17 protein-coding genes are annotated in these 17,598 nt (G+C 61.5%); 12 read left to right on the forward strand and 5 right to left on the reverse strand.

The window, feature by feature from the left end; all coding sequences use genetic code 11:
• The first annotated feature begins 4 nt into the window (after positions 1-4).
• Positions 5-1,462: an NADH-quinone oxidoreductase subunit NuoN gene (gene nuoN / locus MKR05_RS17275; RefSeq protein WP_004201737.1), complete on the forward strand. Its 1,458-nt coding sequence runs from the start codon at positions 5-7 to the stop codon at positions 1,460-1,462.
• Positions 1,463-1,519: 57 nt separating this feature from the next.
• Here the strand turns inward: nuoN and rnz are convergent, their stop codons facing one another.
• Positions 1,520-2,440 (reverse strand): ribonuclease Z, encoded by a 921-nt coding sequence (gene rnz / locus MKR05_RS17280; protein ID WP_065812263.1) that lies wholly within the window; start codon positions 2,438-2,440, stop codon positions 1,520-1,522.
• A 57-nt stretch (positions 2,441-2,497) separates the two neighbouring features.
• Here rnz and MKR05_RS17285 point away from each other — a divergent pair, with 57 nt between their 5' ends.
• The 7 genes from MKR05_RS17285 (at position 2,498) to menE (ending at position 10,087) form a co-directional block, all read left to right on the forward strand.
• Entirely contained in the window at positions 2,498-2,959 is a 462-nt protein-coding gene (locus MKR05_RS17285; protein ID WP_032428946.1) for a GNAT family N-acetyltransferase, read from the forward strand.
• Positions 2,960-3,094: 135 nt separating this feature from the next.
• Positions 3,095-4,384, forward strand: coding sequence for an isochorismate synthase MenF (gene menF, locus MKR05_RS17290; RefSeq protein ID WP_023290507.1), 1,290 nt, complete (start codon positions 3,095-3,097; stop codon positions 4,382-4,384).
• An 82-nt stretch (positions 4,385-4,466) separates the two neighbouring features.
• Positions 4,467-6,137: a 2-succinyl-5-enolpyruvyl-6-hydroxy-3-cyclohexene-1-carboxylic-acid synthase gene (gene menD / locus MKR05_RS17295; RefSeq protein WP_101989135.1), complete on the forward strand. Its 1,671-nt coding sequence runs from the start codon at positions 4,467-4,469 to the stop codon at positions 6,135-6,137.
• Positions 6,134-6,892 carry a 2-succinyl-6-hydroxy-2,4-cyclohexadiene-1-carboxylate synthase gene (gene menH, locus MKR05_RS17300; RefSeq protein WP_101989134.1) on the forward strand — a complete coding sequence of 253 codons (759 nt, stop codon included), beginning with the start codon at positions 6,134-6,136 and terminating at the stop codon, positions 6,890-6,892. Before menD ends, menH begins: the two co-directional genes overlap by 4 nt.
• Before the next feature lie 14 nt (positions 6,893-6,906).
• Positions 6,907-7,764, forward strand: coding sequence for a 1,4-dihydroxy-2-naphthoyl-CoA synthase (gene menB, locus MKR05_RS17305; protein ID WP_004201730.1), 858 nt, complete (start codon positions 6,907-6,909; stop codon positions 7,762-7,764).
• On the forward strand, positions 7,764-8,729 hold the full coding sequence (menC, locus tag MKR05_RS17310) for an o-succinylbenzoate synthase (protein ID WP_080901567.1): 966 nt from the start codon (positions 7,764-7,766) through the stop codon (positions 8,727-8,729). The genes menB and menC overlap by 1 nt, the downstream gene beginning before the upstream one ends.
• A complete protein-coding gene (menE, locus tag MKR05_RS17315) occupies positions 8,726-10,087 on the forward strand; it encodes an o-succinylbenzoate--CoA ligase (RefSeq protein WP_284118415.1) in 1,362 nt (453 codons plus the stop codon). Before menC ends, menE begins: the two co-directional genes overlap by 4 nt.
• On the opposite strand, the gene MKR05_RS17320 is transcribed toward menE, so the two are convergent.
• From MKR05_RS17320 to MKR05_RS17330, 3 genes are read right to left on the reverse strand one after another with little or no spacing between them, the layout of a single operon-like run.
• A complete protein-coding gene (locus MKR05_RS17320; RefSeq protein WP_023290502.1) occupies positions 10,084-11,601 on the reverse strand; it encodes a tripartite tricarboxylate transporter permease in 1,518 nt (505 codons plus the stop codon). The genes menE and MKR05_RS17320 overlap by 4 nt on opposite strands.
• A gap of 11 nt (positions 11,602-11,612) precedes the next feature.
• A complete protein-coding gene (locus tag MKR05_RS17325; RefSeq protein ID WP_023290501.1) occupies positions 11,613-12,044 on the reverse strand; it encodes a tripartite tricarboxylate transporter TctB family protein in 432 nt (143 codons plus the stop codon).
• Positions 12,045-12,059: 15 nt separating this feature from the next.
• Positions 12,060-13,040, reverse strand: a complete 981-nt coding sequence (locus tag MKR05_RS17330; protein ID WP_023290500.1) for a tripartite tricarboxylate transporter substrate binding protein — start codon at positions 13,038-13,040, stop codon at positions 12,060-12,062.
• 133 nt (positions 13,041-13,173) lie between these two features.
• On the opposite strand from MKR05_RS17330, the gene tctD reads away from it, so the two are divergent.
• Positions 13,174-13,851 carry a transcriptional regulator TctD gene (gene tctD / locus MKR05_RS17335; protein WP_032453566.1) on the forward strand — a complete coding sequence of 226 codons (678 nt, stop codon included), beginning with the start codon at positions 13,174-13,176 and terminating at the stop codon, positions 13,849-13,851.
• Entirely contained in the window at positions 13,838-15,244 is a 1,407-nt protein-coding gene (locus tag MKR05_RS17340; RefSeq protein ID WP_044524256.1) for a sensor histidine kinase, read from the forward strand. Before tctD ends, MKR05_RS17340 begins: the two co-directional genes overlap by 14 nt.
• Here the strand turns inward: MKR05_RS17340 and nudI are convergent.
• Complete coding sequence (gene nudI, locus MKR05_RS17345) at positions 15,236-15,661, reverse strand: nucleoside triphosphatase NudI (RefSeq protein ID WP_044524255.1); 426 nt, start codon at positions 15,659-15,661, stop codon at positions 15,236-15,238. The genes MKR05_RS17340 and nudI overlap by 9 nt on opposite strands.
• A gap of 138 nt (positions 15,662-15,799) precedes the next feature.
• On the opposite strand from nudI, the gene MKR05_RS17350 reads away from it, so the two are divergent.
• Both MKR05_RS17350 and MKR05_RS17355 read left to right on the forward strand, forming a co-directional pair.
• The gene (locus tag MKR05_RS17350) at positions 15,800-16,717 is read left to right on the forward strand and encodes an Rpn family recombination-promoting nuclease/putative transposase (protein WP_085551283.1); all 918 of its coding nucleotides are present in this window, start codon (positions 15,800-15,802) and stop codon (positions 16,715-16,717) included.
• A gap of 283 nt (positions 16,718-17,000) precedes the next feature.
• The gene (locus MKR05_RS17355) at positions 17,001-17,543 is read left to right on the forward strand and encodes a YfaZ family outer membrane protein (protein ID WP_004201712.1); all 543 of its coding nucleotides are present in this window, start codon (positions 17,001-17,003) and stop codon (positions 17,541-17,543) included.
• Positions 17,544-17,598: the final 55 nt, after the last annotated feature.

Raw genomic sequence — 17,598 nt, forward strand, 5'->3', positions numbered from 1 at the left:
CGCCATGACAATAACTCCACAACAACTGATCGCACTGCTACCGCTGCTGATCGTCGGCTTGACGGTGGTGGTTGTGATGCTCTCCATTGCGTGGCGACGCAATCATTTTCTCAATGCCACGCTGTCGGTTCTCGGGCTTAACGCCGCGCTGGTCTCGCTCTGGTTCGTCGGCCAGAACGGGGCGATGGACGTCACGCCGCTGATCCGCGTTGACGGCTACGCTATGCTCTATACCGGGCTGGTGCTGCTGGCGAGCCTCGCGACCTGTACTTTCGCCTACCCGTGGCTTGAGGGTTACAAGGACAACAAAGAAGAGTTCTACCTGCTGGTGTTGATTGCCGCCCTGGGCGGCATTCTGCTGGCCGGTGCGAATCATCTGGCGGCGCTGTTCCTCGGCATCGAGTTGATCTCCTTGCCGCTGTTCGGCCTGGTCGGCTACGCCTTCCGCCAGAAGCGTTCGCTGGAAGCGAGCATCAAATACACCATCCTCTCCGCGGCAGCCTCCTCTTTCCTGCTGTTCGGTATGGCGCTGGTGTATGCGAACTCCGGCAACCTGTCCTTCCTTGCGCTGGGCAAGAGCCTGGCGGACAACACCCTGCACGAGCCGCTGCTGCTGGCGGGGCTCGGCCTGATGATCGTCGGTCTTGGCTTTAAGCTGTCGCTGGTGCCGTTCCACCTGTGGACGCCGGACGTTTACCAGGGGGCGCCTGCGCCGGTCTCCACCTTCCTGGCGACCGCCAGCAAGATTGCTATCTTCGGCGTGGTGATGCGTCTGTTCCTGTACATGCCGGTGGGCAACAGCGAAGCGGTGCGCGTGGTGCTGGGGCTGATCGCCTTCGCCTCTATCATCTTCGGTAACCTGATGGCGCTGAGCCAGACCAATATCAAACGTCTGCTCGGTTACTCTTCTATCTCCCACCTCGGCTATCTGCTGGTGGCGCTGATCGCCCTGCAAAGCGGCGAAATGTCGATGGAAGCCGTTGGCGTCTACCTGGCCGGCTACCTGTTCAGCAGCCTCGGCGCGTTCGGCGTGGTCAGCCTGATGTCCAGCCCATACCGTGGCCCGGACGCGGACTCGCTGTTCTCCTACCGCGGTCTGTTCTGGCACCGTCCGATCCTGTCGGCGGTGATGACGGTGATGATGCTCTCCCTGGCCGGTATCCCAATGACGCTCGGCTTTATCGGTAAGTTCTACGTGCTGGCCGTCGGTGTTCACGCCCATCTGTGGTGGCTGGTTGCCGCGGTGGTTGTCGGCTCGGCGATCGGTCTCTACTACTACCTGCGCGTGGCGGTGAGTTTGTACCTGAGCGCGCCGGAGCAGCTGAACCGTGATGCGCCGTCGAACTGGCAGTACAGCGCGGGCGGTATCGTGGTGCTGATCTCTGCCCTGCTGGTGCTGGTGCTCGGTATCTGGCCGCAGCCGCTGATTAGCATCGTGCAGCTGGCGACGCCGCTGATGTAAGTTGATTGCCTCAATAAAAAAACCGCCGGAATGGCGGTTTTTTTTATGCCCGGAATGTTACGCCACCCTGTAGACCATAAAGTCTTCCGCCAGCAGGGTGTCCGGGAAAATCTCCCGGCATTCCGCCAGCATCCGCAGGCAGCCTTCGGCATCGTAGCGAGAGCTAAAGTGGGTGGCGATTAGCGTGCCGACCCCCGCTTCTTTGGCAAGCGCTGCGGTCTGCTGACTGGAAGAGTGGCCGCGGCTATTGGCTTTCTCCGCCATCGTCTGCTCCAGCGTGGTTTCGTGCACCATCACATCCGCCCCGCGCGCCATTTCCAGCGCCTGCGGGCAGGGGGCGGTATCGCCGAAGATGGCCAGCGTTTTACCCGGCGTAGCGGGCCCCAGGTAGCGGCTGCCGTCGATCGTCCGGCCATCCGCCAGCGTGACCTGTTCACCGCGCTTAAGCCGGTGAAACAGCGGTCCGGGGGGCACGCCGTCGGCAATCAGCTGGGCGGCGTCGAGGGCGCCGGGCTTGTCATGCTGCTCAATGCGATACCCGTAGCACTCCACCGGATGGCTGAGCGGGAACGCGGTGACCCGATAGCCCTCTTCGTCGAACACCAGACCGGGGCCGACTTCGACGATGGTCAGGGGATAATCGGTCCACGAACCGCTGAGGCGCAGCGCGGTGTCAATGAATTCCTTTATTCCTTTTGGTCCGTAGACCGTCAGCGGCAGCGAATTCCCCTGCATCGAGCGGCTGCACAGCAGGCCGGGCAGGCCGAACAGATGGTCGCCGTGCAGATGGGTAATAAAGATCTTATTCAGTTTGCCTGGATGATGGGGCGTATGCAGAAATTGATGCTGGGTCCCTTCGCCGCAGTCAAACAACCACATTTCGGCGCGGGTTGGCTGTTGCAAATTGAGTATTATCGACGTCATATTACGCGTGCGGGTCGGCACCCCGGCGGATGTCCCCAAAAAAGTTAATTCCATCGTCCAGTGTCCTCAGGGCGAGTCGCAAAGTATCAGTATATCAATAAGGAGCAGCAGATGATGACCTGGCAGGATCTCCATCATAGTGAACTTACCGTTCCCCAACTGTATGCGCTGCTGAAGCTGCGCAGCGAAGTCTTTGTCGTGGAGCAGCAGTGCGCCTATCAGGATGTCGACGGCGATGATTTGGTCGGGGAAAATCGCCATCTGCTCGGCTGGCGCGATGGCGAACTGGTGGCCTATGCGCGGATCCTTAAAAGCGAAGAGACGTACGATCCGGTGGTGATTGGCCGGGTTATCGTCAGCCCCGCCGCGCGCGGCGAAAAGCTCGGCCATCAGCTGATGGCGCAGGCGCTGGCCAGCTGTCAGCGGCACTGGCCGCAAAAGGCGATTTACCTCGGGGCGCAGGCGCATCTGCAAGCCTTTTACGCCCACTTCGGTTTTACGCCAGTGACTGAGGTCTATGATGAGGACGGCATTCCGCACATCGGCATGGCGCGGGAAAGCCGCGCTCTCTGACCCCTGAACACTCGCGTCCCAACCTTGTTCCGGGCCGGCGAGCGGGGGAGTTAAAACCCGCTCCCTCGTCATGGGTACTGCTATTCCGCCGTTGAACCCCTTATAATGTGGGGTTTTACTACCGTGGAGGTTTGCGTGCTGTCTGTTTCCACTGCGCTGGCCCGTTTACGTGACGGCCTGAGTGAGCCCTTTCCTGACTCACCCGGCACGCGAATTATCGATATTGCCTTTCCGCTGAATGATGCCTTCGATCCGCTGCTATGGTGCGGCCAGCAGCCGCAGTGGCCGCAGTTCTACTGGCAGCAGCGCAATGGCGACGAGGAGCTGGCGGCGCTGGGGGCGGTAAAAAGCTTTCCCTCGCTCGACGCCGCAAACCGCTTTTTACACCAGGCCGGGCGGCAGGATCTGCGCATCTGCGGCCTGAATGCGTTTGCCCCGCAGCAGGGCCGGCTGGTGCTGCCGCGTCTGGAGTGGCGTCGGTGCGGCGGCAGGGCCGTGATGCGGCTGGTGCTGCACAGCGACCTCTCCCTGCGCGACGATGCCGTGACGGCGGGTGATTTTCTCGCCAGTCTGACCACCGCCCAGGCGACCCCTGGCGGCGTGCCGCCGCTGCTGAGCGAGCGCCACTCCTCCGATTATCCCCAGTGGCAGGCAATGATAGACCAGGCGACGCAGGCCATCGCCGCCGGCGACATGGATAAAGTGGTGCTGGCGCGGGCAACCGACCTGCAGTTTGCCGCCCCGCTGGATGCCGTGAGCATCATGGCCGCCAGCCGCAGCCGCAATCTTAACTGTTTTCATTTCCTGATGGCGTTCAATGCCCGGCAGGCGTTTTTCGGCTCCACGCCGGAGCGGCTGTGGCGCCGGCGCGGCGCGCTGCTGCGCACCGAAGCGCTGGCGGGCACCGTCGCTAATCATCAGGATGACGTGAAGGCGCAGCAGCTGGCCGACTGGTTGATGAAAGACGACAAAAATCAGCGGGAAAACATGCTGGTGGTGGAGGATATCTGCCAGCGCCTGCAGAGTGAGGCCTCGACGCTGGACGTTCTGCCGCCGCAGGTGGTGAGGCTGCGCAAGGTGCAGCATCTCCGACGCTGCATCTGGACCGAGCTGGCGGAGCCTGACGACAGCCGCTGTCTGCTGCAGCTCCAGCCCACCGCCGCGGTGGCCGGCCTGCCGCGGCGGGCGGCGCTGGCATTCATTCAGCGCCATGAACCTTTTTCCCGTGAATGGTACGCCGGTTCCGCCGGGTATCTGTCACTGGCGCAAAGCGAGTTTTGCGTGGCGCTGCGTTCGGCGAAAGTGGACAACGACACTCTGCGACTGTATGCCGGGGCGGGGATCGTCAGCGGCTCCGATGCGCAGGAGGAGTGGCAGGAGATTGACAACAAAGCGGCCGGGCTGCGCTCGCTGCTGTGTCCATAAGACGGGAATGACGATGCATATCAAAACGCCGTCACTTTGCCTTATCTATACTTAGCATCAATATTTGATACCGGACAATTTCATGTCAGTAAGCGCATTTAACCGACGCTGGGCGGCGGTGATCCTGGAAGCTTTAACGCGCCACGGCGTGCAGCATATCTGCATTGCGCCGGGCTCGCGCTCGACACCCTTAACCCTGGCGGCGGCGGAAAACCGCGCCTTTATCCATCATACCCATTTTGACGAACGCGGCCTCGGCCACCTGGCGCTCGGTCTGGCGAAAGCCAGTCGCCAGCCGGTGGCGGTTATTGTGACCTCCGGGACCGCCACCGCGAACCTATATCCGGCGCTGATTGAGGCGGGGCTTACCGGGGAAAAGCTGATTCTCCTGACTGCTGACCGTCCGCCGGAGCTGATCGACTGCGGCGCCAATCAGGCGATTCGTCAGCCGGGGATGTTCGCCTCCCATCCGTCGCAGACGATTTCTCTGCCGCGTCCCTCGCAGGATATTTCCGCCCGCTGGCTGGTCTCGACCCTCGACCAGGCCTTGGGCGAGTTGCACGCCGGCGGGGTGCATATCAACTGCCCGTTCGCCGAACCGCTGTATGGCGATATGGATGATACCGGCGTGGAGTGGCTGCAGCAGCTCGGCAACTGGTGGCAGAGCGATAAACCCTGGTTACGTCAGGCGCTGCAGATGGAAAGTGAGAAACAGCGCGACTGGTTCTTCTGGCGGCAAAAGCGCGGCGTGGTCGTGGCGGGCAGAATGAGCGCCGCCGAAGGGAAAAAAGTGGCCGAGTGGGCGCAAACCCTCGGCTGGCCGCTGATCGGCGATATCCTGTCACAGACCGGGCAGCCGCTGCCGTGCGCTGACCTGTGGCTGGGCAACGGCAAAGCGGTGAGCGAGCTGGCGCAGGCGCAGATCGTGGTTCAGCTCGGCAGCAGCCTGACCGGCAAGCGGGTCCTGCAGTGGCAGGCCACCTGCGAGCCTGATGAATACTGGCTGGTGGATAATCTGCCCGGCCGTCTCGATCCGGCGCAGCACCGCGGCCGTCGTCTGCTCGCCAGCATTGACCGCTGGCTTGAGCTTCACCCGGCGGAGAAACGCCAGCCGTGGGCAACGGCTATTCCTGAGCTGGCCCGAAAGGCGTGGGAGGCGGCGGTCGCCAGTAACGAACCCTTTGGCGAAGCGCAGCTGGCGCAGCGAATTCGGCGCTATCTGCCGGAACAGGGGCAACTGTTTGTCGGCAACAGCCTGGTGGTGCGCCTGATCGACGCCCTGGCGCAGCTGCCGGCTGGCTACCCGGTTTACAGCAACCGCGGCGCCAGCGGCATTGATGGCTTGATCGCCACCGCCGCCGGCGTCCAGCGCGCCAGCGCCCGGCCAACCCTGGCTATCGTCGGCGATCTTTCGGCGCTGTACGATCTCAACTCGCTGGCCCTGCTGCGCCAGGCGTCGGCGCCGCTGGTGCTGATCGTGGTGAACAACAACGGCGGGCAGATTTTCTCCATGCTGCCGACGCCGCAGGACGAGCGGCGCCAGTTCTACTTAATGCCGCAGGACGTTGATTTCAGCCACGCGGCGGCGATGTTCGGCCTGGTCTATCATCGCCCGGCTGACTGGCAGGCGCTGGATGAGGCGCTGGCCGGCGCCTGGCGCCGGGCAGGGGCGACGGTGATTGAGCTGGCGGTCAATGAGACCGACGGCACGCAGACCCTCCAGCAGCTGCTGGCGCAGGTAAGTCGCCTGTGACCCTCAGCGCTGCAGTCGAACATGGCCAGCCGGGTTATCCCTGGCTGGTCTTTCTGCACGGTTTTTCCGGCGACCGCCATGAGTGGCGGGAAGTAGGCGACGCGTTTCGCGCCTGGCCGCGGCTGTATCTCGATCTGCCGGGCCACGGCGGCTCGGCGGATATCGCGGTGCGGGACTTTGCCGGGGTCAATATTCTGCTGCAGGCTACGCTTAATAGTTACAACATACTTAACTACTGGCTGATCGGCTACTCGCTGGGGGGCCGGGTGGCGATGAACTTCGCCTGCCAGCCGCGCGCGGGCCTGCGCGGCCTGATCGTTGAGGGCGGCCATCCGGGGCTGCAGGATGCCGAAGCGCGGCAGGCGCGGCGCAGCAACGACAGCGCCTGGGCGGAACGTTTTCGCCATGAGCCGTTGGCGCAGGTCTTTGCCGACTGGTATCAGCAGCCGGTCTTCGCTTCACTGGATGCCGGGCAGCGCGCGGCGCTGGTCGCCTTACGCAGCCGGAACAACGGCGCGACGCTGGCCGAGATGCTGCAGGCGACCTCCCTTGGCGGGCAGGCCGATCTGCGCGCGTCCCTGCAGGCGCGCGATTTCCCCTTTCACTACCTGTGCGGCGAGCGCGACGTGAAGTTTCGCGCCATCGCGCAGGCGCTCGCGGCGGATCTCCATCTTATTCACCATGCCGGACACAACGCGCACCGGGACAACCCGGCGGCGGTGATTGCCTGTCTGGCGCAGATTCTGGCAAGTTAACTGAAGGACATTCTATGATCTCTCTTGATGAAGCAATGCTCTATGCCCCTGTTGAATGGCACGATTGTTCCGAAGGCTATACCGATATTCGCTATCACAAATCGGCCGACGGCATTGCCAAAATCACAATCAATCGCCCGCAGGTGCGCAACGCCTTCCGCCCGCTGACCGTCAAAGAGATGATCCAGGCGCTGGCGGATGCCCGTTATGACGACAATATCGGGGTGATTGTCCTGACCGGGGAAGGTGAGAAAGCCTTTTGCGCCGGCGGCGATCAGAAAGTCCGCGGCGATTACGGCGGCTATCAGGACGACTCCGGCGTGCATCATCTCAACGTACTCGACTTTCAGCGCCAGATCCGCACCTGCCCGAAACCGGTGGTAGCGATGGTGGCCGGCTACTCTATCGGCGGCGGCCACGTGCTGCACATGATGTGCGATCTGACCATCGCGGCGGAAAACGCCATCTTCGGTCAGACCGGGCCGAAAGTCGGCTCCTTCGACGGCGGCTGGGGCGCCTCCTATATGGCGCGCATCGTCGGGCAGAAAAAAGCGCGCGAAATTTGGTTCCTCTGCCGTCAGTATGACGCGCAGCAGGCGCTGGACATGGGGCTGGTGAACACCGTGGTGCCGCTGGCGGATCTGGAAAAAGAGACGGTGCGCTGGTGTCGTGAAATGCTGCAGAACAGTCCAATGGCGCTGCGCTGCCTGAAAGCGGCGCTGAACGCCGACTGCGACGGCCAGGCCGGTCTGCAGGAGCTGGCGGGCAACGCCACTATGCTGTTCTACATGACGGAAGAGGGACAGGAAGGCCGCAATGCCTTCAACCAGAAACGTCAGCCGGACTTCAGCAAATTTAAACGGAATCCCTAATGCGCGTTTCGCAGGTTTACCGCTGGCAGATACCGATGGACGCGGGCGTGGTGCTGCGAGAACGGCGGTTAAAAACCCGCGACGGGCTGTTCATCCACCTGCGGGAGGGTGAGCGGGAGGGCTGGGGGGAAATTTCTCCCCTGCCGGGATTCAGCGCAGAGACCCTGGCGGAGGCGGAGGCGGCGCTGCTGCCCTGGGCTCAGGCCTGGCGCGACGGCGCGGAGCCGGCGCTTCCTGCGCTGCCCTCTGTCGCCTTTGGCATCAGCTGCGCGCAGGCGGAGCTCAGCGGCGAGCTGCCGCAGGCCGCGGATTATCGCGCGGCGCCGCTCTGCTCCGGCGATCCGGATGAGCTGTTCGCCAGACTGGCGGCGATGCCCGGCGAGAAAGTCGCTAAGGTGAAAGTGGGGCTCTGGGAGGCGGTCCGCGACGGCATGGTGGTTAATCTGCTGCTGGAAGCCATCCCCGACCTGCAGTTGCGTCTGGATGCCAACCGGGCCTGGACGCCGCTGAAAGCGCAGCAGTTTGCGAAATATGTCGATCCGGCGTATCGCCAGCGCATTGCCTTTCTTGAGGAACCTTGTAAAACGCGGGAGGACTCGCGGGCCTTTAGTCGCGAAACCGGGATCGCTATCGCCTGGGATGAAAGCCTGCGCGAGGCGGATTTTCGCTTCGTCGCCGAGCCGGGCGTGCGCGCGGTGGTGATCAAGCCGACGCTAACCGGCAGTTTACACCGGGTTCAGCAGCAGGTCGCCGCGGCCCATGCGCTGGGGCTGAGCGCGGTGATCAGCTCGTCGATCGAGTCCAGCCTCGGGTTAACCCAGCTGGCGCGGGTTGCCGCCTGGCTGACGCCGCAGACCATCCCCGGACTGGACACCCTGTCGCTGATGGGCGCTCAGCTGGTGCGGGCGTGGCCGGAAAGCACCCTGCCGATGCTCAGCATCGATACGCTGGAGCCGCTGCTGTGACCTTTCGCGACTGGCCCTGGCGGCACTGGCGCCAGCGGCGCGGAGAGGCGCAGGCGCTGCGCCTGAATGACCAGCCGCTGACCTGGCGCGACCTGTGCGCCCGCGTTGACGCGCTGGCGGCCGGGTTTGCCGCGCAGGGCGTAACCGAAGGTCACGGGGTGGCGCTGCAGGCTTTTAACCAGCCGTCGACGCTGCTGACCTGGCTGGCGCTGCTGCAGTGCGGCGCGCGGGTGCTGCCGCTGAATCCGCAGCTGCCGACGGCGTTGCTGCAGGAACTGCTGCCAGTGTTGACCGTCCAGCATCAGCTGGTGCTTAACGGCGATGCGCTGCCGGGGGATTTACCGGCGTTAACCCTGCAGGCGACAGCGGGAACCCATGCTGTGCCGTGGCGTGAGGATCGTTTCGCCTCAATGACGCTGACCTCGGGGTCGACCGGTTTGCCGAAGGCGGCAGTGCATCATGCCAGCGCCCATCTGGCCAGCGCCGCCGGCGTGCTGGCGCTGATGCCGTTTGCCGCAGAAGATGACTGGCTGCTGTCGCTGCCGCTGTTTCATGTCTCCGGCCAGGGGATTATGTGGCGCTGGCTGCTGGCCGGCGCGCGGCTGACGGTGCGCGATAAACAACCGCTGGCGCAGATGCTGCAGGGCTGTACCCATGCTTCGCTGGTGCCGACTCAGCTGTGGCGCCTGCTGAATGACGATGCTGCGCTTTCCCTCAAGGCGGTGCTGCTCGGCGGCGCGGCGATCCCGGTCGAATTGACCGAGCGGGCGCGGGGGCAGGGGGTACGCACCTACTGCGGCTATGGCCTGACCGAATTCGCTTCCACCGTCTGCGCTAAAGAGGCCGACGGCGCGGCGGATGTGGGCGCGGCGTTGCCGGGGCGGGAGATGAAAATCGTTGCCGGCGAGGTCTGGCTGCGGGCGGCGAGCATGGCCGCGGGCTACTGGCGCGACGGTCAATTGTTGCCATTGACCAACGACGAAGGGTGGTTTGCCACCCGCGATCGCGGCGAGATCATCGATGGACGGCTTACTCTCCTCGGGCGCCTGGATAATCTCTTTTTCAGCGGTGGGGAAGGGATCCAGCCGGAGGAGGTGGAACGGATCATCGGGGCGCATCCGCAGATACAGCAGGCGTTTGTCGTGCCGCTGGACGATGCGGAATATGGCCAGCGTCCGGTAGCGGTGGTGGAATGCGATGACGGCTGCGAAATGAGCGTGCTGGCGGCATGGAGCGCGGAACGGCTGGCGCGTTTCCAGCAGCCGGTGCGTTGGCTGCGGCTGCCGGAAACGTTAAAGAACGGTGGGATTAAGATCTCGCGCCGCGCGCTGCGCGAATGGGTCAATTCGCCGGCTTAGCCGATATTGGCTTCGGCGCGACGCTGGCGCTGTTTACGCCGCAGACGCAGCAGCGGCGGCACCACCAGCACGGCGATAGCCAGCACCAGCAGCGTTTTGGTCACCCCGCTTTGCCACAGGATCGCCAGATTGCCGTTGCTGATCGACAGCGCGCGACGCAGGTTCTGCTCCAGCATCTCCCCCAGCACGAAGCCAAGGATCAGCGGCGACATCGGGAAGTGCATTTTGCGCATGATGTAGCCGAGCACCCCGAGCCCCACCATCAGCAGCAGGTCAAAAGTGGTGCTGTGTACCGCGTAGACGCCGACGGCGGAGACCGCGGCGATGGCCGGGACCAGAAACCACAGCGGAATGGTCAGCATACGGGTGAACAGGCCGATCAGCGGAATGTTCATGATAAGCAGCATCACGTTGGCGATCAGCAGGGCGGCAATCAGCCCCCAGACGATATCCGGCTGCTCGGTGAACATTGCCGGGCCGGGGGTGATGTTATACAGCGTCAGCGCGCCCATCATCACCGCGGTGGTGCCGGACCCCGGCACGCCGAGCGTCAGCATGGGAATAAAGGAACCGCAGGCGGAGGCGTTATTGGCCGCTTCCGGCGCCGCCACGCCGCGAATATCGCCCTTGCCGAAGTTATCGCTGTTACCGCTGAGTTTTTTCTCCGTCATGTAGGTAATGGCGCTGGCGATGGTCGCCCCGGCGCCGGGCAGAATGCCGACGAAGAAACCCACCACCGAAGAGCGCAGGGTCGCGCCGACGCACTGCGCGGCCTCTTTGGTGTTAAACAGCATCCGTCCGGTTTTCCGCACCAGCGTTTGTCCGCCGCTGGTGCTCTCCAGCATCAACAGGATCTCTGAAACCGAGAACAGGCCGATCACCACCACAATAAACTGTACGCCGTCCGAGAGATGGACGCTGTCGAAGGTGAAGCGGTAAACCCCGGTATTGGCGTCCACCCCTACCGTCGCCAGACCCAGGCCGATTAACGCCGCGAGGAACGACTTCAGCGGGTTCTGCGCCATCATGCTGCCAAGACAGGCGATGGCGAAGACCATCAGCGCGAAGTACTCCGCCGGACCGAACGCCAGCGACCACTGGGCGAGCAGCGGCGCGAACAAAATAATACCGCCGATGGCGATCATTGAGCCAAAGAAGGAACTGACGGCGGAAATCGACAACGCAACGCCGCCGCGACCCTGCTGGGCCATCGGATAGCCGTCGAGGGCGGTCATAATGGCGGCGGCATCGCCGGGCACGTTCAACAGAATTGATGAAATACGCCCGCCGTATTCGCAACCGATATAAACCGTCGCCAGCAGGATCAGCGCCGACTCCGCGGGTAAATGCAGGGCGAAAGCCAGCGGCAGCAGAATCGCCACGCCGTTGATAGGCCCCAGCCCCGGCAGGAGGCCGACGATAGTCCCGACAAAGCAGCCGATCAGGGCGATCAGCAGGTTCTCCGGCGTCATGGCGACGGCGAAGCCCTGCGAGAGATAGATCCAGGTATCCATAAACGCCTCCGTTAATTAAACCAGATGCCAAGGGGCAGGGTGACATCGAGCAGGGTGTCGAAGGCGTACCATAACGACACGCCCATCGCGACGCCGGCAATGCCCGCCGCCGGCAGCGTCGCGCCGAACAGCAAACCAATGATCGCCGTCAGCAGCGCGGTGGCCAGCGGAAAACCGAGCCATTCAAACCCCCAGGCGTAGACCACCAGCACCACGACCATGGTCAGCAGACGCTGCAGCACATGCCGTCCCGGCCACTCGACGGCGTCCGGGCGACGTAGCAACATTAACGCCGAGCACAGCAGCATCAGGCCGATGATCCCGAGCGGGAAGGGACGCGGGCCGACGGGTTCATAGGCGTATTCGCTGTGGATCTGCCAGGCGATAAACAGACCGCCAATACATAACAACAGCCACACTCCGGCAAAAATACGATCGCTCATTAGCGCCTCCGCGGATTATTTTGCCAGGCCAAAGGCTTTCGCCTGTTCGCGATAGTCGTTGACCTGCTGCTTAACGTAGGTATCGAGCTCCTTGCCGTTCATGTTGAATTCAAACAGGCCGCGCAGTTCACGTTGCTTTTTGAACGCTTCGGTTTGCTGCAGTTTAGTGAATTCATCGACCCACCACTGGTACTCGGCGTCGCTGACTTTCGGGCCCATAAAGAAGCCGCGAATAATCGGCCAGACCAGGTCGTAGCCCTGTTCTTTAGCGGTGGGGACATCGGCGAGCGCGCCCGGCAGTCGTTCACTGGAGAAGACCGCCAGCACGCGGATTTTATTGCCCTGCAGATAGGGCACCATCTCGCTGAGATCGCCGGAGACCGCCTGCACATGGTTACCGAGCAGCGCGGTCACCGGCTCGCCGCCGCCCTCAAAGGCGACATAGCGCATTTTATGCGGGTCGACGTTGGCTTTTTGCGCCAGCAGCGCCGCTTTCATCCAGTCCTGGCTACCGATGGAGGCCCCGGCGCCAATCACGATGCTGGAGGGATTTTTCTCCATCGCGGTCATAAACGACTTCAGATCTTTCCATGGCGAATCGGCGCGCACGGCGATCATGCCGTAGTCGGTGCCGACGCTCGCCAGCCAGCGCACGTCATCGACGCTGTAACGGCCGAATTTACCCTGCGACAGGTTCAGCAGCGAGCCGCCGGAGAAGGCGACGACGGTCCCCGGCTCTGCCGGACGCTGGGCGACAATGGCGTTGTAGGCTACCGCGCCCACGCCGCCGGGCATATAGGTGACGCGCATCGGTTTCTCGATAGCGCCGGTTTCCATCAGGCTCACCTGAATCAGCTTACAGGTCAGGTCAAAACCGCCGCCGGGTTTAGCGGGCGCGATACATTCAGTGCGGGACGGGGCCTCTGCGGCGAAGGCGGATGTGGTGCAAAGGCACAGCGCGATGGCGCTCAGATGGCGGAAAAATGGCGTTTTCATAGGCTTCCTCAGCAGGTACAGGGCAGGTTTTTTTGATTATGTGAACCGACATATGGCGATTCGGTTGCATGATTGTTAAAACAGTTACCTTTCATTTCCCTTTCAATGCAGCAGCAACGTTACAGGATGTGATATGCGTCTCTTATTAGCCGAGGATAATCGTGAGCTGGCTCACTGGCTGGAAAAAGCGCTGGTGCAGGGCGGTTTTGCCGTAGATTGCGTCGCTGACGGGCGTGCGGCCGACCATCTGCTGCAAAGCGAGCAATATGCGCTGGCGGTGCTGGATATCGGTATGCCGGGGTTCGATGGCCTTGAAGTGGTGCAGCGGCTGCGCAAGCGCGGGCAGACCCTGCCGGTGCTGCTGCTGACCGCCCGCAGCGCGGTAGCGGACCGGGTGAAGGGCTTAAATGCCGGCGCGGATGACTATTTACCCAAGCCCTTTGAGCTGGAAGAGCTCGACGCCCGCCTGCGGGCGCTGCTCCGGCGCAGCGAAGGGCAGGTGCATGAGGTGCAGCAGCTTGGCGAGCTGGCGTATTGCGACGAAGGCTATTTTTTACTCCGTGGCCAGATGTTGTCTCTGACGCCGCGCGAGCTGGCGCTATTGAAGGTGCTGATGTTTCGCCGCACCCGCCCGGTTTCCCGTCAGCAGCTGTTCGAGCAGGTGTTCAGTCTCAGCGATGACGTCAGTCCGGAAAGCATCGAACTCTACATTCATCGTCTGCGCAAGAAACTTCAGGCGAGCAATGTGCGTATAACCACCCTGCGCGGTTTAGGCTATCTGCTTGAGTGCGAGCGCCATGAGATGGAGTAAGCCGCAATCGCTCTATGCCCAACTGTTGCTGTTTCTCGGCCTGCCGCTGGTCCTGCTGTGGGGACTCTCCGCGTTTAACAGCTACGTCAGCGCGCTGCAGGCGGCGACGCAAGCCTACGATCGTACCCTGCTGTCGTCGGCGCGGACGGTGGCCGAGCAGCTGGTGGTTCGCGGAGGGCAACTGGAGGTGAATGTGCCCTGGGTGGTGCTGGACAGCTTCGAGCTCAATATGAACGATCGTCTCTATTACAAGGTGCTCGACCCGCAGGGGAAGGTCATTTCCGGCTATGACGATCTGCCCGCGATGCCGCCCTCCACCTCGCGAACTCAGCTCTATCCGGCGCTGGCGTGGTTTTATCATACCGAATATCGCGGTCAGGCAATCCGCGTGGCGCGCCTGCTGCAGCCCATCAACGAAGGCGGCATCGTTGGCATGGCGGAGATATATATTGCCGAAACGCTGCAGTCCCGCCGCTGGCTGGCCGGACAATTACTCTTCTCATCCTGGGTGTCGCAGGGGTTACTGGTCCTGTTGACGCTGGTGCTGGCAGCCTGGCTGCTGCGCCGCGTGCTGCGGCCCATGCGTCAGCTCTCCGCGCTGATGGTGCGCCGTGAACCCGGTCTGCTGACGCCGCTGCCGGAGCTGCTGCCCTGGTCGGAAACGCGGCTGCTGATTGTCGCGTTCAACCGCTACATCGACCGCCTGCGGGTGATGATCTCCCGCCAGGAGCGCTTCAGCGCCGATGCGTCCCATCAGCTGAAAACACCGCTGGCGGTGCTGAAAACGCAGGCTTCGGTAGCCCTGGCCAGCGACGATCCGCAACTGTGGCGCGAAAGTCTGCAGGCGATGCGCGCCACGCTGGACGATACGGTCTTGTTAACGGAGCGGTTGTTGCAGCTGGCGACGGTAAAACAGCGGGAGCAGGCGTTTGCGGTGATTAACTTGCCGGAGATTGTGCGCAACAGCTGCTTTTCACGTATCGCGCAAGCGCGGAGCAAACATATCGATCTTGGCTACGAGGGCGAGCAGTCGGCGGTATATGTGGCAGGCGATAGCGTTCTGCTGGGGGAGCTGTGCGCTAACCTGCTCGACAATGCCATTCGCTATACCCCGGAATATGGAACGGTCACGCTTAGCCTGCATCGCGATGGCGAAGTCGTCACGCTAAGTGTGGAGGATAGCGGTCCGGGCATCGAGGAAAACCTGATTAATCAGGCGCTGATGCCGTTTCGCCGCCTCGATAACGCGGGCGCGATTCCCGGCGCCGGGCTGGGCCTGGCGCTGGTTAACGATATTGCACGTTTGCATCGTAGCCACCTGCAGCTTTCGCGCAGCGAAAGCCTGGGCGGACTGAAGGCGACGCTGCGCCTGCTGACCGTGGCGTCAGAGTAGCCCCTTCATGCTCAGGGTGAGGCGGGTGGCGGCATTGAGATCGTAGTTTTTAAGCTCATCCGCTTTCACCCAGGCGTAATCGTCAAACTCCTCGTTGATCGTTACGTCGCGATTGGCGCTAACGCAGTCGAAGATTAGATAGATCATATAGATCGTTTCCTGGCGCCCGTCGGGATAGGTTTTCACGCGGGTATCGTCGCGGAAGCTCCATGGCGTGATACGGGTCAACTGCAGTTTTTCGCCAAGCTCCTCGCGGACTTCGCGTCGCAGCGCCTCTTCAATACTTTCCCCCGGCTCCACGCCGCCGCCGGACAAGGCCCATTGTCCGGGAAAAACGCCGCGGTCAGCAGCCATCTTGCACAACAGGTAATGGCCATCATTTTGGATTAGCGGGCAAACAATCGTCCTTTGACGCATGATTTTTCTCCTTCGCAGTAAGTCGGGCCGGGTATCGAGGAAACAGTTTGCGAGGCGCCTCGGCAAACCGCAAGGGAAATACGGCGCTGGCTTTACAGAGTGATAAGTTAAGCGAAAATTATCGTATGGAGAGCCACCATGGAAAGGACCACCCATTCCCCACATGACGCCGTGTTTAAACACCTACTGTCGCATCGGGCGACGGCGCGGGATTTTCTGGACATTCACCTTCCTGAACATTTGCGAGAATTATGCAATCTGCAAACGCTGCAGTTGGAGTCCGGAAGTTTTATCGATGAAGACCTGCGCGCCAGCCATTCCGATATTCTTTACTCGCTGCAAACCCAGGCGGGGGACGGATATATCTATCTGCTTATCGAACATCAAAGCTCTGCGGACCGTCATATGGCATTTCGCCTGATGCGTTATGCGATAGCAGCGATGCAGCGCCATCTGGATAAAGGACATACGCAACTGCCATTGGTGATCCCGCTGCTTTTTTATCATGGGCAAGTCTCGCCCTGGCCGTATCCCATGTGCTGGCTGGAAGGATTTGCTCATCCGCAAACCGCGCGGCAAGTATACAATCAGGATTTTCACTTAATCGATATCACGGTGCTTCCTGACGATACAATAATGCAGCACCGACGGGTCGCGATGCTTGAGTTGCTGCAAAAGCATATCCGGCAACGCGATATGATGGAACTGCAGGAGCAACTAGCCAGCCTGTTGGCGCTGGGATACACTAGCCGCAGACAGCTCAGGACGCTGCTTCACTATTTATTACAGGCAGGAAATGCCGCCGATCCGGTCGCCTTTTTACGTAATCTTGCGCAAAATGTCCCCAGACGGCTGCATAAGGAGACGCTAATGAACATTGCCCAGTTTCTGGAACAACGCGGCCATCAGCAGGGCCTGCAGCAAGGTCTTGAACAGGGAGAACAATTGGCTGCGCAACGTATTGCCCAGGCGATGCTGGAAAACGGGCTTGATCTGGCGCTGGTGGCGAAGCTGACGGGGCTTGCGCCGGAGCGCCTGGCCTTGCTCGCCCATTAATTTTTCTGCTTCCTTCAAACAGCCTGCGCAATGGCGATTGCGCAGGTAAATATAGATTTATTCAATCAATACAACCTAATTAAATATAATTCTACTGAATATGAATGCGGTGAAATTTACATTCTTTCGCAAATGCGCGGCGGTATTGCTGTAAAAAGACGCAACTGGTTACACTCTTGTGAAAAATCATTTCGCCAGGTCATTGATTCCTGACGAGTGCGCAGTAGAATTTTCAGGTTTTTTCGGGACTTCTTTGATTTTAATTTTCTGGATAGAGTAAATAATGAAAAAAAGCATTTTTATGGCGCTGGCTGGCGTCATGCTGGTCTCTTCGGCGGCCCATGCGATCAGCGTTACCGGCGAAGCAGGCGAGCATTACACCAACCTTGGGGTCGGCTTCGGCACCGAGTCCACCGGTCTGGCTGTTTCGGGTAACTGGCTGCACAGCGATAACGACGGCGACGCCGCGGGTTTAGGCCTGGGCCTGAATATTCCGCTGGGGCCGTTCCTGGCGACCGTGGGCGGTAAAGGGGTATACACCAACCCGAAACAGGGTGATGAAGGTTATGCGGCCGCGGTCGGCGGCGGCCTGCAGTGGAAAATCGGCGACAGCTTCCGTCTGTATGGCGACTACTACTACTCTCCAGATTCCCTCTCCAGCGGCATTGACAGCTATCAGGAAGCCAACGTCGGCGCCAGCTGGACCATTATGCGTCCGCTCAGCATCCAGGCAGGCTATCGCTATCTGAACCTGGCGGGCAAAGATGGCAACCGCGATAACACCATCGCCGACGGCCCGTACATCGGCGCCAGCGCCAGCTTCTAATCTCCTCCGGCGCGGTCTCTTCTTGCCGCGCCAGATTTTCCTCCTCGTCAGCCTC

It is taken from the genome of Klebsiella sp. K5-204, assembly GCF_030128585.1.
In the GTDB taxonomy this organism is placed as follows: domain Bacteria; phylum Pseudomonadota; class Gammaproteobacteria; order Enterobacterales; family Enterobacteriaceae; genus Klebsiella; species Klebsiella quasipneumoniae.

What these genes read in the sequence shown, in the direction of transcription:
- nuoN (WP_004201737.1), top strand. Translation starts at nt 5, where the DNA reads ATGACAATAACTCCACAACAACTGATCGCACTGCTACCGCTGCTGATC.
- rnz (WP_065812263.1), bottom strand. Translation starts at nt 2,440, where the DNA reads ATGGAATTAACTTTTTTGGGGACATCCGCCGGGGTGCCGACCCGCACG.
- MKR05_RS17285 (WP_032428946.1), top strand. Translation starts at nt 2,498, where the DNA reads ATGATGACCTGGCAGGATCTCCATCATAGTGAACTTACCGTTCCCCAA.
- menD (WP_101989135.1), top strand. Translation starts at nt 4,467, where the DNA reads ATGTCAGTAAGCGCATTTAACCGACGCTGGGCGGCGGTGATCCTGGAA.
- menB (WP_004201730.1), top strand. Translation starts at nt 6,907, where the DNA reads ATGATCTCTCTTGATGAAGCAATGCTCTATGCCCCTGTTGAATGGCAC.
- menC (WP_080901567.1), top strand. Translation starts at nt 7,764, where the DNA reads ATGCGCGTTTCGCAGGTTTACCGCTGGCAGATACCGATGGACGCGGGC.
- MKR05_RS17320 (WP_023290502.1), bottom strand. Translation starts at nt 11,601, where the DNA reads ATGGATACCTGGATCTATCTCTCGCAGGGCTTCGCCGTCGCCATGACG.
- MKR05_RS17325 (WP_023290501.1), bottom strand. Translation starts at nt 12,044, where the DNA reads ATGAGCGATCGTATTTTTGCCGGAGTGTGGCTGTTGTTATGTATTGGC.
- MKR05_RS17330 (WP_023290500.1), bottom strand. Translation starts at nt 13,040, where the DNA reads ATGAAAACGCCATTTTTCCGCCATCTGAGCGCCATCGCGCTGTGCCTT.
- tctD (WP_032453566.1), top strand. Translation starts at nt 13,174, where the DNA reads ATGCGTCTCTTATTAGCCGAGGATAATCGTGAGCTGGCTCACTGGCTG.
- MKR05_RS17340 (WP_044524256.1), top strand. Translation starts at nt 13,838, where the DNA reads ATGAGATGGAGTAAGCCGCAATCGCTCTATGCCCAACTGTTGCTGTTT.
- nudI (WP_044524255.1), bottom strand. Translation starts at nt 15,661, where the DNA reads ATGCGTCAAAGGACGATTGTTTGCCCGCTAATCCAAAATGATGGCCAT.
- MKR05_RS17350 (WP_085551283.1), top strand. Translation starts at nt 15,800, where the DNA reads ATGGAAAGGACCACCCATTCCCCACATGACGCCGTGTTTAAACACCTA.
- MKR05_RS17355 (WP_004201712.1), top strand. Translation starts at nt 17,001, where the DNA reads ATGAAAAAAAGCATTTTTATGGCGCTGGCTGGCGTCATGCTGGTCTCT.